At 54.4% G+C, this 14,601-nt stretch carries 8 protein-coding genes and 1 pseudogene; 6 read left to right on the top strand and 3 right to left on the bottom strand.

Annotated elements, in window-relative coordinates; all coding sequences use genetic code 11:
• Complete coding sequence (locus tag BLV48_RS00135) at positions 1–8,985, top strand: PLxRFG domain-containing protein (protein WP_091821178.1); 8,985 nt, start codon at positions 1–3, stop codon at positions 8,983–8,985.
• A gap of 313 nt (positions 8,986–9,298) precedes the next feature.
• Positions 9,299–9,940 carry a hypothetical protein gene (locus BLV48_RS00130; protein WP_091821175.1) on the top strand — a complete coding sequence of 214 codons (642 nt, stop codon included), beginning with the start codon at positions 9,299–9,301 and terminating at the stop codon, positions 9,938–9,940.
• A 46-nt stretch (positions 9,941–9,986) separates the two neighbouring features.
• Here BLV48_RS00130 and BLV48_RS19565 read toward each other — a convergent pair whose 3' ends face one another.
• Both BLV48_RS19565 and BLV48_RS00120 read right to left on the bottom strand, forming a co-directional pair.
• On the bottom strand, positions 9,987–10,127 hold the full coding sequence (locus BLV48_RS19565) for a carbon storage regulator (RefSeq protein ID WP_422730684.1): 141 nt from the start codon (positions 10,125–10,127) through the stop codon (positions 9,987–9,989).
• Between the two features lie 78 nt (positions 10,128–10,205).
• On the bottom strand, positions 10,206–10,706 hold the full coding sequence (locus BLV48_RS00120; RefSeq protein WP_091821169.1) for a hypothetical protein: 501 nt from the start codon (positions 10,704–10,706) through the stop codon (positions 10,206–10,208).
• 340 nt (positions 10,707–11,046) lie between these two features.
• On the opposite strand from BLV48_RS00120, the gene BLV48_RS00115 reads away from it, so the two are divergent.
• Positions 11,047–11,823, top strand: a complete 777-nt coding sequence (locus BLV48_RS00115; protein WP_091821166.1) for a Rha family transcriptional regulator — start codon at positions 11,047–11,049, stop codon at positions 11,821–11,823.
• A gap of 16 nt (positions 11,824–11,839) precedes the next feature.
• Here the strand turns inward: BLV48_RS00115 and BLV48_RS18700 are convergent, their stop codons facing one another.
• Positions 11,840–12,025, bottom strand: a complete 186-nt coding sequence (locus BLV48_RS18700) for a hypothetical protein (RefSeq protein WP_139253854.1) — start codon at positions 12,023–12,025, stop codon at positions 11,840–11,842.
• A gap of 554 nt (positions 12,026–12,579) precedes the next feature.
• Here BLV48_RS18700 and BLV48_RS00110 point away from each other — a divergent pair.
• From BLV48_RS00110 to BLV48_RS00100, 3 genes and pseudogenes are all read left to right on the top strand, one after another.
• Positions 12,580–12,966 carry a hypothetical protein gene (locus tag BLV48_RS00110; protein ID WP_091821163.1) on the top strand — a complete coding sequence of 129 codons (387 nt, stop codon included), beginning with the start codon at positions 12,580–12,582 and terminating at the stop codon, positions 12,964–12,966.
• 175 nt (positions 12,967–13,141) lie between these two features.
• A pseudogene (locus BLV48_RS00105) lies at positions 13,142–13,801 on the top strand (nitrite reductase (NAD(P)H)); the annotation flags it as partial.
• Positions 13,801–14,448, top strand: coding sequence for a nitrite reductase (NAD(P)H) small subunit (locus BLV48_RS00100; RefSeq protein ID WP_091821159.1), 648 nt, complete (start codon positions 13,801–13,803; stop codon positions 14,446–14,448). The pseudogene BLV48_RS00105 and the gene BLV48_RS00100, both read left to right, overlap by 1 nt.
• Positions 14,449–14,601: the final 153 nt, after the last annotated feature.

The following is a 14,601-nucleotide window of genomic DNA, read 5'->3' as shown; positions in this document are numbered from 1 at the left end:
ATGACAGTTCTTCAGTGGCCTGATCTGGCTGCAAGTGAAAGATTTCAAGGCTTCACCGATGAGCAAAAAGGAATTGTTCGAGATACGTATTTCAAAGACCACGTTCTACCAGGGGCGCTTGAAAGCGGGATTCCAGAAGAGCAGGTGCGTAACCGTTTTTATCAAATGACTCAGCCCGATATAGCACCTTCGCAAGGCTTGCATAAACATAGCACCAGAGACCTTCTGGACAGGAGCGGAGAGGACCTGCAGCGTAGCCTTGGCGCTAAGGACGCGTTAGGCAGTGCCTCCGCTGCACCGGAATACAACATGGCTCGCGGGGCGCTTGAACGAGGAGGCCAGCTTTTGGGTGGGCTTTTTAGGGCAGCGGATACTGTTGCAAATAAGGGTGATGAGCTGTTGCCTCTAGGGGGGCTGAGCTTGAGTGATGACTTCGTCCTCAAATACGATGGGCCGGAAGAGTACCGCGTAAAAATGGAAAAGGCTGGTATAAGGGGGGCGTTGGATATTGCTGCCGATGCATGGGAAAAAACTGATGCAGGGTATGTGCCAAATCACACTTGGGAAAAAGTGAAAAGCGAGTTTGGCAATAACGGCCCCTTTGCCGGAAGTGCATGGGCTGAAGTTGCGATGTACGCCACGGAGCAAGGCATTAAGTCGATCCCAGACATGGCAGCAGCTGTATTCAGTTTGCCGGCTTATATCGTTGCAAGGTCAGGCGAGATTGGCCAGGCACGTGCTGAGAACAAGGGTAAGCAAACTGCTGAGTTTGAGGATGTACTTGAAGCTGCGCCGTTTGCGGTTGGTTCTGCGCTTTTGGAAAGAATTGGTGCAAAAGGCATTACTGATGCTGGCAAAGAGCAATTGGGCGCTGAGATGCTGAAAGCAGGCTTTCAGCACGTAGCCAAAAGAGTGTCGCAGGCTGGCGGAAAGGCTGCGTCGAAAGAAGCCCTGACCGAATTTGTTCAGGAAGGGATGATCGAGTATGTCGGTGAGCGGTTTGGTACTGATGCTGCCATGTCGTTCTCCGAAGCGCTGGATCAGGGGGTGGCAGGTGCTGTAGCCGGCGGTGGTTACGGGGGTGCCGCTGGCACAGTATCGGGTTTGAAAGCGGAGGGTGATAGACAGCAAGCGGTATTAGAAGAGGGCCTGAATGAAGTAGAGAAAACATTTAAACCAGTGCTGGATGGGTTTGATAAGGCAGGTGGGCCCCTGAGGCTTGAAGGTGAAGTAGGCAAACCACCTGTGCCACCTGAGCCAGTCATGACCGTGGACCCCGCCGGTAATGTGGACACGGAGGGTCGCGTCAGTGATGCGCCGCCGGCACCTGAGCCAGAGCCCTATAACGGCACTCGCTACCGCTGGGAAGAAGTGGATGGCGAGACGGTTCTGATGGATACAGAAACCGGCAACATGCATGGCAATGCCGACTGGCTGCGCAAGTCTCGCGAAAGCGAACGGCTGGATGGGCGGATGAGGGAGATGATTGCCGAGGCGGATGCTGATGCGAAGCGCCGCGAAGAAGAGCGTGCTGCTGCGGCGGCCTTGCGCACAGAACCACCAAAATTCATGCGCGAGGGGGTAAAGCCGACGCCCAAGCAAGTGGAGCTTGCAGCCGCTGAAACCAATACAGAACCCACCCAGGCACAGATCGACGCGGACAACTACAAGAAGGGCCGTGTAAATATCGCTGGCCTGAGTATTGCCATTGAAAACCCGAAGGGCTCGACACGATCCGGCGAAGATGCCGACGGTAACCGCTGGGAAACCAGCATGGCGCACCATTACGGTGATATCAAAGGCCATAAAGGGGCTGATGGTGAGGACATTGATGTATTCATTGGCGACAACCCCCAGTCTGACCGGGTGTTTGTGGTCGATCAGATAGATCCGAAGACCGGCAAGTTTGACGAGCATAAGGTGATGGTTGGCTTTGACTCCCTAGAGGAGGCCGAAGCCGGGTACAGGGCCAGCTATGAGGATGGCTGGCAGGGATTGGGTCAAACCTCTGAGATGACAGAGGCTGACTTCAAGCGGTGGCTGAAAGAGGGTGATACTACTCAGCCACTGGCGCTGCAGACCGAAAAAGCCGACAGCAAGGCCGAGGCTGACGCTGCTGCAGAACAGGCTGAAAGTAATACGTCTGGCCCGCAATACCCAGATGTAACCGCTACCATTGAGCCGCTGACCGAGCGTGCGGTGATCATCAAAGGTATTCCGAAAGAGCACAAGGAAAAGCTGGGCAAGAATGGTCTGAACGCGATCTGGCGCCGCAAGGAGCAGGGCTGGATGGTGCCGAAGAAGCGGCAGGCTGATGTAGCTGCGCAATTGAGCCGGTTGTTCAATGTGGCTGATAACACGGCGGTTCCATCGGTGGGCGAGCCCCCTTCTGTAAGTCAGGCTGTTGAAATAGCCGACAGCAAAGAGATGCCTGCAACGCCTGTGACTCAGACGAACAGGCAAGCAGACAAGCAAGAAAGCCGACAGCAAAAAGCGGATGTACAGGTGTCGGCCAGCGGTGCGCCATTCAAGTCAGAGAAGGCCGCAATGGCGTCTCTGCGCTCCAAGGTACGTGACGATAAGGTTGAAGGGGCTGTTGATGAGTATGAAATTGTCCCGGTAGGTGACGGATATGGCTATCGCCGGGCAGGAAATGAGGGTGGTCAGGCACGTGGACAGGATAAAGCTCAGATTGAGGGAGTCGAACCCGCTATTGATGCTGAGTCTGCAGATGCCGCTGGCGCTGATACTGATGGCCGGGCTGGCGATGATCGGGTAGATGGTGAGGCGGCTGGTCTCCAATCAAGCGTTAAAAGCAAACCCGTTTCGCAAGATGAAGAGGTGCAGCCTGTAAGTAATCTGGATACTCAGCAGGTGCTTGAAGAGTCGCTACAGGCCCAGTCCGCTGATGACCAAGCAGACAGTAATACCGAGCGTTCCGAGCCGCCAGCCGCTGTCGAAGATGCCGGTGAAAAGCTGGGCGGGGCTCGCAAGGATGAACTGCGTACTGCGCGCGAACGTTTGGAAAGCATGGATGACAAGCAGATCGCCGCCACTACCATGTCGAAGCTTTGGCCAAAGGATGAGATTAAAAGGATCGAAGATCCGGTTAGTGCCGCAATCTACTATGTAGCCCGCAGCGAAATACCAAACAAGCCTCGCGCCGGCTACAAAATCAAGCGCTGGGTTGAGCAAGTGAAACATGCCCGCGATGTTCTGCGTTTGGTTGATGAGATAGGTTCTGGTCGAATCCTTGAAAAAATTAGATCCGGTGACAGCGTTACCCTTAAGCCCTTTGCTGACCGTGTAGAACTTCTGGCTAGCATTGATCGCAGCCAGTGGGATCGTATTGGCCGAGTCGAAAAGGCGTCCGGCCGCTACAACGATGGCGACAAGATGGTGCCTGGTAAGTGGATAGGTGTAACCATTGATGGTCGTTATGAAGCCTTCTATGGCAGGGGTGATGTGGCAGAAATCATTGCCGACGTACAGCAGAAGTTGAGCAAGCATGATATTGCCAAGCCGGAAATGAAGTTCGAAATTCGCCGTGACAGTCGCTCAGGCGTGTATTCGATCAACAAGACGGGTGACTCTGAGTACCGAGCACTCAAAACCTTCGATACTTTGCCGGAAGCACGCGATTATCTACGCAACAACAACGCCGACCTAGTGGAAGCATGGGAGGCGGTGAAACGACGCGATAACGTCACCAAGGCGGATATGCGGGGCGATAAGAACCGTGAGCGCAGTGGTCAGGACTATCGTGGCGGCAAGGATATTACCCCGGATGAATTTATTGAGGCCTTCGGTTTCCGTGGGGTTGAGTTTGGTAATTGGGTGAAGCAGGGTAAGTCCGGCCAAGAGCGGCAGGGGTTGCTGAATGTTGCCTATGACGCCTTCATGGACTTGGCAAAGGTGCTGAACCTGCCGCCTAAAGCGCTGAGCCTGGAAGGGCGGCTTGGTATTGGTTTTGGCTCGCGTGGACGCGGCGGCGCAGCAGCGCACTACGAGCCGGGTAACGCTGTGATTAACCTGACTAAAACCAAAGGTGCGGGATCGCTGGCGCATGAATGGTTTCACGCGCTCGATAACTATTTCAGCAGCAAGCGTGGCGGTACGGGGTTTAATGGCAACCAAGCCGAGTACCGAAAAGGTAGCTTTGTTACCTACCACCCTGAGCCAATGATGGCGTACAAGCCCAGCATAAAGGGTGGTCGTGAGCCCTACCTGATTACCAAAGCTGAATATAACCGTCGCAAAGAGCGCGGCATGGGCTTTGAAGAGTCACAGTGGATAGAAGATCCGAACCATCCGCAAGGCATCCGCCCTGAAGTAGAGCGTGCGTTTGCTGAGCTTGTGGCGACACTCGATGAGTCACCAATGAAAACCCGCGCCGAAGTTATCGACAAGGGCAAGGTTGATGGTTATTGGTCACAGATCATTGAGCGATCAGCGCGGTCGTTCGAAACCCATATTATTGCAAAGCTTGCCGAACAGAATTACCGCAACGACTTCCTGGCGAATGTCACCAGTTTTGAGCGCTTCAAGCGTGATCCGGGACGCTACCCGTACCTGAAGCCCGACGAGCAGGGACCAGTGTCAGATGCGTTCGACAAGCTTTTCAATACGATTGAAACACGTGCCGATGACGCCGGGAACATTGTACTGTTCCGCCAAGAAGCGCGTCAGCCGACCAAGCGTCAAACCGTTGATCAAGTACAGAAAGCCATTGCCAAGCAGGTACTGAGCTGGCCTAAAGGCCCGATAGTTGATGTGGTGCAGTCGATTACCGATCTGCCGCAGCATATTCAGAGCCAGATCCGGATGAGGAAGGCTCAGAACGTGAGCGGCGTGAACGATTACGAAGACGGTTCTATCTGGCTGGTGGCCGATAATCTGCGCACGCCACACCATGCTCGTCAGATTCTGGCACATGAGGCGGTGGGGCACTTTGCTGTGATGCGGATGCTGGGTGATGATTTCGACCACGCAATGAACCGCATCCAGTACCTGAAGCAGACCAATCCCACGATTCGCAAATTGGCCGAGCAGGTAAAGGGAGAGAAAGACCCCTATATTGAGTCGGCCGAGATTGTTGCCAAGATGGCTGAAACCGGTGTGAAGCACCCGATTCTAACCAAGGTGTTGGCCGCTGTCCGCCGCTTTTTGCGTAAGCTGGGCGCAGATTTTCAGTTCGGTATGACCGAGTTGAATGAAATGCTGGTTGATGCTGTTCGCTACCTGAAAACGGGGCGAAAACCCGGTCATTACAGCGTAGACTCTTCCAGCACTGGCGCAGGCATGATGCCAATTGCTTTTGCGCAGAGCACAGAAGAGCTTGCCAAGCCTGACAGCGCCGCCATTCTGGCTGCTATGAGGGATAAGGCTGAGCCTGTGCCCAGTGCAGACATCAGCCACCCTGGTGTACGTGAGCAACTTGAGCATGGGTTTTTTGAAACGCCAATAGGTACCGTAAAACTCGGGCAGAATCAGGTTGAAAAATTGCTGCAGCGTGGCCGCCATAAAGAAGCTGCAATGGTTGCCCCAACTCTTGAAAGGCCGTTGCTGGTGGTTGCAGAGCATAAACCGCACGAGCATGCAGAGCGTGACGAGAGTTATCTGTTTATCAAATCTTTTGAGGATACAGCGAGGGGGCGCTTCATTGAGCTGGTAGCAGCAACGGTCCAGAAAGATGGCCAGGAAGTGATGATTTCAGCCTATCGGAAACGAGAAAAGCAGGTGCTTGAGGCGATATCGGCGGGCAGGCTGCTTTACATGACACCTGACCTTAAGGGTGAAGACTCTGCCCAACCCTCCCAGGAGCAGCCTGCCCTATCGGACAGCTATGATGAAAATATAACCAACGGTGGCAAGAATAACAAGGTGCTCTTCTCGCAAGAGAAGGATGCCCCCGATGATAACAGCTCATCGACTCTGTTCAGTGCCCACCCTGAAGGCAAGGTGTTGGAAGAGGTGCAGCACTACGGCAGTACGCTGACTAATACCGTGAAGAGTGCCTTCAAAAAGAACTGGACCGCAGACCTTCGCCCAGCATGGCTGGGTGCGTTGACTCGCCGCCATTTGGCTGACTTGGCTGGCAATACATTGCCGCAGATTAAGCGGTATGTGAAGACGGCCGGCCTGATGGATGCACGCCGTAATGAGTTGCTGAGCGTTGGATCTGAGCTGGCTGAAAAATGGACGGCTTTCAACTTGCGCAACCGAAAGGAAGCGCAGGAGCTGGCCGAGCTGATGCACGATACCACTATTGCTGGAGTTGACCCGTCCCGGAAGTACACCGTATTGACCACGCCAGAGGATGTAGAAGCGCTGCGTCAGAAGAACACACGGCTGATCAAGGAGCGTAGCAAGGATGGTGCTGGTGGTGGCAAGTCTGGCATTCGCAGCGATGCGCACTTGCGCCAAGAGATCGAGGACGCTGAAACAACGCTGGCGCAGGAGCGCAACCGGGCCAAAGCACGCGCTGGGCTAGAACGACGTTTCAACTCTCTGAGCCCGGAAGCGCAGGCACTCTACCGTGAAGTGCGCGATGCATACAAGGATCGCCAACGCATGACTATGGAAGCGCTGGAGCGCCGTATTGGTCGCACGCTGGAAGATGGGGAACAGGCCAAGGCACTGCTGGATGCACTGCGTGCCAAGTTTGAATCGGTGCAAGTGCAAGAGCCCTATTTCCCGCTGGCGCGTTTCGGTCGTTACTGGGTGTCCGCTACCCGTGGCGATGAGCGTGTTTTTGAGATGTTCGAAGAGGCCAAGCAGCAGGCGGAGTACATCGATAAGATGAACCGCCAAGGCTATCGGGTGCGCCACGGCGCCAAGCTGGATGACCTGAAGCAGCTTGATGGAGTGTCGGCCAAGTTTATTGGCCAGCTTGACGGCATGCTCGATGAACGGCTGGGTGACTGGCCGAAGGTTGATGCCCTGCGTGATGATATCTACCAGATGTATTTGCAGACGCTGCCTGATTTGAGCTTGCGAAAGCACTTTATCCACCGCAAAAAGACAGCGGGCTACGCGAAGGACGCACTGCGTGCCTATGCTGACTCCATGTTCCATGGGTCCTATCAGCTGGCGCGTCTTGAGTATTCTGATTTGCTGGATGAGCAGCTGCGGGAAATGCGCGAAGGGCTGGAGGCAGACCCTGAGCAGGTGGCTGCTGACCTGGCTTTGCATGACGAGGCGCAGGGTTACAGCAAGCTGGCGGAAGGGTCCATCCGGTCAATGCTGGGTGATGCGCAGCGTCGTATCAACAACGCGAAGGGTGATCCGGATAAGGACGATCTACACCAAAAAGCGGTTGCCCAGCTGGCGCTTAAATACCGGAAGGAGCCAACCAAGACAAAAGCTGAATTCGGGCGTCTTGAGCGTACAGCCCAGGCAGCCAAGCAAATCGGTCGAGATAAGGTGAAAGCGACCGACCTGTATAACGAGATGCTGAAGCGCCATGAGTGGGCCATGAATCCGAAAGGGGCCGCGTGGGCCAACATGGCAAGCTCCATTGGCTTTACCTGGTATCTGGGTGTTTCCCCGGCCGCTGCGCTGGTGAACGTAACACAGACCCCCATGGTGGCATTCCCTATGCTGGCCGCCCGTTACGGCTGGAAAGAATCAGCAGATGCCCTGATGAATGCGAGTCGGGAATTCGTTGCAGGTAAAGGCGGTGTTGAATCGGTACTGACCGGTGACCGCCTGAAGGCTTATCGAGAGGCTGTACGGACAGGCGTGATTGATAAAACGCTGGCGCACGATTTGGCAGCCGTAAGCCAGGAGGGAGCAACCTACAATCCGGTTCGCCACAAGGTCATGTCGGTGATCAGCTGGTCTTTCCACAACGCCGAGCGCTTGAACCGTGAAGTGACCTACATGGCGGCATATGACCTGGCGCGAGCAAAAGGCCGGACGCACCGTGCTGCTGTCGACTTTGCTCATGAGTTTGTTTGGGATAGTCACTTCGACTATTCCAGCGGCAACAAGGCCCGGTTCATGCAAGGCGATGTTGCCAAGGTAATCCTGATGTTCCGCCAGTTCTCATTGAACATGACTTACCGGCTGGCGCGTGATGCGTACAACTCTCTGAAGGGTGAATCGCCCGAGGTGAAGCAGCTGGCACGGCGTCAGCTGGCCGGCATTCTGGGTATGCACTTCATGTTCGCTGGCGCGATGGGTTTGCCGTTGTGGAGCGTGCTGGGTGGTGTGCTCAATGCCATTTTTGATGATGAGGATGACCCATGGGAATTCGACACCGAGTTCCGCAACTTCTTGGCAGACACCTTTGGCAAAGAGGTGGGGCATGCAATCGCGCACGGCCCTGTGCAGGCGCTGACCGGTTACGGTATCTCTGGCCGTGTGTCATTGAACAACCTGTGGCTGCGCGAATCGAACCGTGAACTGGAAGGGCGGGACAAGGTGCAGTATTGGTTTGAGCAGCTGCTGGGGCCAATGGGAGGTATTGCGCTGGGTGCCGGCACTGCATCTCAGCTGTGGAGCGAGGGCCACCACTGGCGCGCCATTGAGTCAACGGTGCCGAAGTTCCTGAAGGATGGGCTTAAGGCGATTCGTTATCACAATGAGGGTGTGAATAACCTGCGCGGAGACACACTGGTGGAAAGCATGGACTGGGACAAGGTTGTGTCCCAGATGCTGGGTATGACACCGGCGGAGCTGCAGGAGCGGTATGAGGCCAATAACGCGATCAAGAATGCCGAGCAGCGCCTTAAGGACCGGCGTCGCTTGCTGATGAATCGATTTGCGTTGGCGTATCGGCAGAATGATCCCGAGTTTCTGGCCGAGGTTCGCCGGGAGATTGTTCGCTTCAATAAGCATAACCCACCGATCCGGATCACCCGTGGCCATCTGATGCGCTCTATGCGCTCCCGCAGGAGTCATAGCCGTGACCAGATACAAGGGATCGTGGTGGACAGGAAGCTTCGGTACCTGACTGAGAACGGGAGGTTTGTGGAGTAGCATGGAAAGCCAGTGTGCGGCGGTTAACGGCGCACATTGGCGGCTTTCGCACGTATTGCCTGTATGTGGTCATGTAAAGTTTGAGGGAGAGGCGTTGGCTGGCGCTGCGACGAGAAGTAACCACGATGTACAAGCGCTCAAAGAATGCTAGCAGATAATAGGTGTTTGGCTAATAGCCCTCATGCTAAAGGGTGAATGCACAACCACCAAGTACACAAAGTGTATAATAGCTCGTATAATGGTTGAAAAGGGTTGGCCCTTTGTGCCATTTGGCCACATTAAGTGATCCTGGGTGTGAGTCTGGGAGGTTGATATGCTTGCGTTTAAGGCTACTGATATGCCGCTGCTGCTGAGAGACGAGAAAGAGCACGAGCTCTTTGCCCACCTGTCTGATCCTGATCAGAACCAGGAGGAGTACGCACGTCTAATGCAACAGGAAAGCGTTGAGCTGGGCGCCTCTTTGGGCATCGATCTACCCGAAGGGTATGAGCTGCGTATGATCGAGCATCGCAACGAAGAGAAAGAGCTCGAAATTTTTGTGCTAAACCATGAAACCAAGCGTGTTGCTCTGTTCAATCGTATTGAAAAGACCAACTACCATTTGGACGGAATCAGCGATAAGCCAGTCAAGCAGGCGATGATCTGGCGCCAGAACCGGAAAGCCGACAGCGTGGCGACTCGTGATGTTGTGGAAGCCGTTTTCTTCCGCAAGCTGGTACATGAGTACAACATTGTCGTCAGCGACTGCGAACAAACCCGCAACGGTAAGCGTATGTGGGAGCGATTGCTAGACATTGCCATTGATACAGAAGGTTTGATGGCGGCTGTTGGTGATGCCATTAACGGTAAAGTCACGCGGATCCACAATGAGAAAGAACTGGCTGCACAGGAAAAATGGCTTTGGGGTCAGATGGATTTCCATCGAGAGCGCTTGGCCGTTATTGCCAGTGTGTAACTGGTAATGACCTGAAGAACCCGCTCATTGAGCGGGTTTTTTGTGCCTACACTTCTGACTCTCCCTCGATAGGCCAGACGTTCCCCAACTCTTCCCGGATAATATCCACGTCTTTCGGAGCTTCGATAGTCACATGGATATTGCAGCCTCTCTGTTCAGTGGGCGTGACGCGAATATCGTGATCAATGATGATTGTTTAGCCGGCCCGGCGACTGAGTGTGAGTTTTGGCATTCCGTTGCCCTCTTTGGTTCATGAATAAAGTGTCTACTCAAATATCGGTGTGGAAATAAGCTTCACAGCAATGGCTATTCGTGCTTCTTCTGCCAAGGCTGCTCTCTCTTTATCGCTACCTTCTTGCACTGTTAAAAGGTACGCCGCTTTTTCCTGTGGATTTAATGACTTGATCCATTCATGCGCAGCCTTGCCGGGCAGCGGTGCTGTCTGTGTAGCTCCTTGCTCCATTATCAGTCTGTACAAGGGAAACTCTTCGACTGTAAGACGATCCTGCTTTTTCACCCGATTGACAACAATGAGTAGTCGGTCACGAACAGAGAGATCTTGATAAAGAGGTGTGCTCCGAAGACGGACATCTTCAGCAACAGCAAGAGCCCATAACCGCTCATTCGATTGACGCCAAGATTCCAGCTCGGGGATAGTCTCTATCAATTCCATTACGATAGGAGAGGTAGGGCTTGGACTATCTGCAGCGACAACAGGTAGGGATCCTACGAAAGAGATCAGCGCAGCGGCGAAAAGCCTCTTCATGAAATTCACTCCTTTGAATGTCGGGTCTATTTCTAATCAGCGACAGTATCTGTATTGATTTGGTTATACCAAATGTTGACACCATGTTCCACCACGGCTATCTTTCGCGGTACGAGGCGTCAGAACCTCTTATAAAGCGGACCAGCCCAACCCCGTCAGCGTTGGTTTTTTTGCGCCCAAAATCCGCCTGGACTCTGTGCGCAACCCCGTTAAGTCGGGAGGGCGAGGAATACAATACCCTTCGGGGAAATAACTCCGCGGTTTCTTTGTAGCCGTTCTGAACCTCCCGGCACCCCTACGGAATAGGGGTACTTTCAGAGAAATTACAAAGGAGGCCGTCATGGCTGCTCAACTCACCTCTCAGGCAACCGGCCTGAACCCGAAAAACATTATCCTCATTCACGATGATCAGCTACGCACCACTTCACTGAAGGTGGCCGAGGCGTTTGGTAAACAGCATAAAGATGTTCTGAGAAAGCTGGATTCTCTCGATTGCTCGTCAGAATTTACTGAGCGTAATTTTGCGCTGAGTGAATATCAGGATGCTACAGGGCGAAAACTACCGATGTGGGAAATGACCAAAGACGGCTTCATGTTCTTGGTCATGGGGTTTACCGGCAAAAAGGCAGCACAAGTTAAAGAGCAGTACATCAACGCCTTCAACTGGATGGCCGATCAGCTGCAGCTGCGTGAGAGGATTGCTGCTGGCGCGGATAAACTGCCGCCCGCATCTGGCCCTGTCATCCGCTTGGCTAGTGTGATGGGCGTTTACCGCGACCTGGTGCGCCGCAGAGGACGTCCCGTAGATGTGGACAGGCTTGCGCAGAGCTACCTTGGGGTCAGTGAGCTCGGTGTTGTTGATGACATGCAGGCTGAGCGCGGCATTGAATTTTTCCAGCAGATGATCGCCATGGAGTCAGGCTCCAGCTGGAAATCAGAGGAGTTGGCGCATATTCCATTCTCACTGCTATGGCAGCTGTGCAACCAAGCAGCCATGACACAACATTTTATGGAAAAGGCTTCCACTTCAGCTGCGGCAGCTGGTAACACAGTCGCAGAGGTAGAGAGTTACATGGGGCATTCGATGAGGCTGCCTGCACTTGCGCCGCGTGAATAGAAAGGTGTCTGCGTATCTATTCATCCACCAGTTCCGGTAGTGAAGCAAGTTTTGGTGGGCCAATCCCGAGTAATAACCAAGTTGGTGAGGCTTTTAGGGTCAGACAGGCTTGAATGATTTGGGATTGGCTCATGGGGGCTCCGCTTCGGATTTGGCTGACACGTCCTGTCGAAACGCCCATGATAACGGCCATTTCTGTCACGCTAACTCCTTCAGCTCCCATCGCATCCCTGAGTCGTTGAGCAATCTCTTGATGCATATTTTGCCGGCTGGGTACGCAATTAGACTATTGTATATGATCAAATTGCGACAGTTTTAGCCTGACTAAAACGCCCATGCAAAAAATCTTGTAAGGTTCATTACAGCTTTTCAAAGGAATGTAGCGTTGGAGGATCTGCATGGAGCAGCGCTTAAAAGAAGTCATTTACACCCCTACCGGAACCCTCTACGTTTCTGTTGACTCAACTGGAAACCTGCTTATTGAATCAGAATCAGATCACAGACAGCGGCTGATCGCCATTTGCTCCGCAGGTATGCCTGTGTGTGACGAGTACCTTGCGGTCTGCTGATGGCAAATACAGCCGGCGAGAAGGGGGCGGTTTTGGGGGCTGCGGGTGGTATTGCTCAGGGTGTTACAGGGTGTCGGGTGGCCTGAAAGGCTGATTCTTTCGTTGACAGACCACCCAGTAATACCCTTAAATACCCTAAAAGCAGGTTCAAATCCTGCCGTCCCGACCATTTAGATCAAAGAGTTACGTGAATCGCCTTCTGGCGATTTTTTCGTTTCTGGGCTTTATAGCCGTTCTGGTTGCCGCTCGGTTGCCATTTGCAACTTGCTTGCTGAACCATCCCGCATCTACTTCTCAAAACCTGGGCCTGGTTGCCGGTGGCATGTCGTGCTGTCAGAAGTACTCCCAGCTTATGTTCATCATCAGGAAGGGAAGGCCAATGGCGCACTTCGACGCGGATCGGGAAACAATCGACTGGTACAGAAAAAATGGGTCGAGGAAAACCTCACCTCAGGACATTCAGTATCCAGACGAGGCCCGCTTCGTATTGTCGCCGGAAGAGCTGGAAGCGGCCTTGAGGCCATTCGATTCGAGCGAGGGGTCGCAGGATTCAGAACCAGACTCAGAAGCCTGAAGCCTCCGGCACCATAACAAACGATAACAGGGAGGTTGCTCAATGAAGCATCAAGGAACGGAACTCGCAACAGCCAATTTGGACGATCAGCATCTTGATGATCTGCGCCGGTGGGTTGAACTGGACCAGCAGCAGAAGGCACTTAACGAACGTCTTCACGCTCAAAGCATACCCGGCCGGCTTCGAGACCGGGCACGCCTACGGCAAGTCGCTGCGCACGGTGAAGTCCTGTGTCGGCAGTACCTGGTGTCGCTTTGGTGTGAAGGACAGTGTCGGCATGGCGATCGATATCGAGAACCGCTACAAGGGCCTGCGCACACCGCACAAGGTGAAGATGGCCGTCTCCGGGTGTACCCGTGAATGTGCCGAGGCGCAAAGCAAGGATATCGGCGTCATCGCCACCGAGAACGGCTGGAACCTCTACGTCTGCGGTAACGGCGGCATGAAGCCCCGCCATGCCGATCTGTTCGCCACCGACCTCGATGACGAAACCCTAGTGCGCTACATCGACCGTATCCTGATGTTCTACATCTACACCGCCGATCGCCTGCAGCGCACTTCGGTGTGGATGGAAAACCTGGATGGCGGCCTGAACTACCTGCGTCAGGTGGTGATTGATGACAGCCTGGGCATGGCGGCGGAACTGGAAGCCCGCATGCAGCATGTGGTCGACAGCTATCGCTGCGAATGGAAAGAGGCGGTGGAAGATCCGAACAAGCGCAAGCGTTTCCGCAGCTTTGTTAATTCCGATGAGCCGGGCCGGGCGCGCATTGTGCAAGTGGTTGAGCGTGGGCAGTTGATTCCGGCCCGTGAACTGGTCGAGGAGGAAGCGTGATGAGCAGCAACGTGAACTGGCAGGACCTCTGTGGTCGTGATGATCTGGTGCCGGGCTCCGGCGTGGCGGTGAAGATCGGTGATCAGGCGGCTGCGCTTTACTGGCCTGAGCCCGACAAGGAGCAGTTGTATGCGCTGGCCCATCGCGATCCCTTCTCTCAGGCCGAGGTGCTGGCGCTGGTCGAGTTCGCCCGTGAGCGGGGGCTGGATATCAGTTTTATCGAGGAGATGCCGCTGGGCCAGATCAGCGAGCACGACCGTGCCGAGCAGTTCTGCTCCAGTGAGCAGTTGCGCGCGCGCATTGCGTCGTGTTTTCCGCTGTTGCCCTCTACCGAACGGACCGGCGGGCCTTCGCGTTACTTCCGCATGGCCGACAGCGACAGCCGCATCGGCTTCATTTCGCCACACAGCCGCAACTTTTGTGGCGACTGCAATCGGGTGCGTGTCACCGCCGAAGGGCGTTTGCTGCTCTGCCTGGGGCATGAACACAGTGTCGACTTGCGACAAGTGCTGCGTGATCCTGCGCGTGCGCCCGAGGATCTGCAGCAGTACATCATCCAGGCGATGGCGCTGAAACCCGAGCGACACGAATTTCGGCTCGATGACGAGCCACAAATTTTGCGATTCATGAACATGACCGGCGGCTGAGTCTGCTGCTCGCTGAAAGCGGCGCTGCTGAGGGCAGCTGGGCTGAAACACGCTGTAGGTGGCTATTGTAGTGGTCCTCGAATTCAACTCCGAAGAGCGGTACTCGCCTATGCACCCTGAAGATGTTTCTGGAATCATGATTCCAGGCTGCCT

Source organism: Marinobacterium iners DSM 11526 (genome assembly GCF_900107855.1).
GTDB classification, from domain to species: Bacteria; Pseudomonadota; Gammaproteobacteria; order Pseudomonadales; family Balneatricaceae; genus Marinobacterium; species Marinobacterium iners.
This window is presented reverse-complemented; position numbering and strand designations above follow the sequence as displayed.

What these genes read in the sequence shown, in the direction of transcription:
- BLV48_RS00120 (WP_091821169.1), bottom strand. Translation starts at nt 10,706, where the DNA reads ATGAAGAGGCTTTTCGCCGCTGCGCTGATCTCTTTCGTAGGATCCCTA.
- BLV48_RS00135 (WP_091821178.1), top strand. Translation starts at nt 1, where the DNA reads ATGACAGTTCTTCAGTGGCCTGATCTGGCTGCAAGTGAAAGATTTCAA.
- BLV48_RS00130 (WP_091821175.1), top strand. Translation starts at nt 9,299, where the DNA reads ATGCTTGCGTTTAAGGCTACTGATATGCCGCTGCTGCTGAGAGACGAG.
- BLV48_RS00115 (WP_091821166.1), top strand. Translation starts at nt 11,047, where the DNA reads ATGGCTGCTCAACTCACCTCTCAGGCAACCGGCCTGAACCCGAAAAAC.
- BLV48_RS00100 (WP_091821159.1), top strand. Translation starts at nt 13,801, where the DNA reads ATGAGCAGCAACGTGAACTGGCAGGACCTCTGTGGTCGTGATGATCTG.